Source organism: Treponema sp. UBA7570 (assembly GCA_002477955.1).
GTDB lineage: Bacteria > Spirochaetota > Spirochaetia > Treponematales > Treponemataceae > Treponema_D.
In genome coordinates this window covers 18317-20297 of the sequence record DLLE01000061.1, presented here as the reverse complement: position 1 = coordinate 20297, position 1981 = coordinate 18317, and the positions used below count along the sequence as shown (strand labels likewise).

1 protein-coding gene is annotated in these 1981 nt (G+C 40.2%); it reads left to right on the top strand.

Translation table 11 applies throughout. The features are described from left to right. Nucleotides 1–76: 76 nt before the first annotated feature. Nucleotides 77–1981, top strand: a 1905-nt coding sequence (locus B4N75_RS08060) for an NAD(+) synthase (RefSeq protein ID WP_296707095.1), incomplete at its 3' end; no start/stop codon positions are given.

Sequence of the window (1981 nt, the reverse complement as noted above, 5' to 3'; positions counted from 1 at the left end):
AATAAAGATAATAATTTTTTTTTGAGATGTGTGCAAATCTTGCATAAAAATAATGTTTTTTTGATATAGTAATTATATGAAGAATTTTGGTTTTTTGCGTGTTGCGGCTGTTTCGCCGGATGTTGTGGTTGGAGACGTTGAACAGAATGTGCTGAATATTTGCCAGTGCATTGACGAATTAAAGCAAAAAGGCGTTCAAATTGCAGTTTTTCCGGAGCTTTGTATTACGGGCTACACTTGCGCTGACCTTTTTGAACAGAATCTCCTCCTTGAAAGCGCAAAAAATGCTTTGACCGGGATTTTGGCGCATACTCAGGGAATTGCGGTTTTTGTCGGTTTGCCGTTGCGTTCATTTTCTGGTTCTCTTTATAATGTTGCGGCGCTTTTGAGCAATGCTGAAAAAATTCTGATTTATCCGAAAACTTTTATTCCAAATTACGGCGAATTTTACGAAAAACGCTGGTTTACGCCTTTTGAAGCAAATTGTGGCTGCAATGAGCAAATGTTTGACTGGTCGGTTGGTGGACTCTTAAAAATAAATGACGATTCAGGTTTTACAGGTGCGGTTTTGGCGGCAGAAGTCTGCGAAGATGCCTGGGTTCCTCTTTCTCCTTCGACAGTTTTTTGTCTGAACGGAGCAAATGTGATTGTCAATCTTTCGGCTGGAAACGAAGTGATTGGAAAAACTTCTTACAGAAAAGACTTGATTTTGGGAAACAGCGCAAAGAATGTCTGTGCCTATGTTTATGCAAATGCAGGAATGGGAGAATCGACACAGGATTTGGTTTTTTCGGGACATTCATTGATTGCCGAAAACGGAAGCCTCCTCGCAGAAAAAAAGCCTTTTGACGAAAAAAATAAATTTATTATAAGCGACATTGACATTGAAAAAATAAATCACGAACGCATAAGAATAGAAACTTTTTCGCAAAATAGCCGGTTTTTTAAGAATTCTCAAAGGTCAAGCCAGTTTTTGCCGGCAAAAATTCAGGAAATAACTGTAAAAAGCACAGATTTTTTGAAAAATAAAAATCTTGAGCGGAAAATTGACGGGCATCCTTTTGTGCCTCAGGTCCAGAAAAAAATGTGGGAGCGCTGTGCGGAAATCACGCAGATGCAGGCCTGGGGGCTTGCAAAGAGAATAAGGCATACTGGAGTTGAAAAAGTTGTCGTGGGAATTTCTGGCGGACTTGATTCTACCCTGGCTTTGCTCGTTGCCTGCCGGGCTTTTGATATTCTAAAAAAAGACCGAAGCAATATTGTTGGAATTACGATGCCGGGTTTTGGAACGACTGGGCGCACTTACGAAAACGCAAAAATGCTTGTAAAAAGTTGCGGGGCTTCGCTTGAAGAAATTTCCATAAAAGAAGCGGCCGGCGGTCATTTGAAGGATTTGTCTCATGCGCTTGATGTTTACGATGTTACTTACGAAAATGCCCAGGCCCGCGAGAGAACTCAGGTTCTTTTTGACTGGGCTAACATGCACGGCGCAATTTTGATTGGAACTGGCGACCTTTCTGAACTTGCGCTCGGCTGGTGCACTTACAATGGCGATCAAATGAGCAATTATGGAGTGAATAATTCGATTCCAAAGACTTTGGTGCGCTGTCTTGTTCAGTATTATGCGGATTTTGTTTTTAAGGAAAACGAAAAACTTGCAGAAACATTAAAGGATATTATAGATACTCCTGTAAGTCCTGAACTTTTACCGCCTGACAAAGACGGGAAAATTGCGCAAAAAACAGAAAATACTGTCGGTTCGTATATTTTGCATGATTTTTTTCTGTATAACTGCGTGCGAAACGGTTTTTCGCCTGAAAAGATTTATTTTCTGGCGAAAATTGCGGTTAAACAGAAAAATCTTGAGCCGTTTAGCGACGAAACGATAAAAAATACGCTTAAAATTTTTTATAAAAGATTTTTTGGCCAGCAGTTTAAGAGGTCTTGTATGCCTGACGGTGTAAAAGTTGGAACTGTGAGC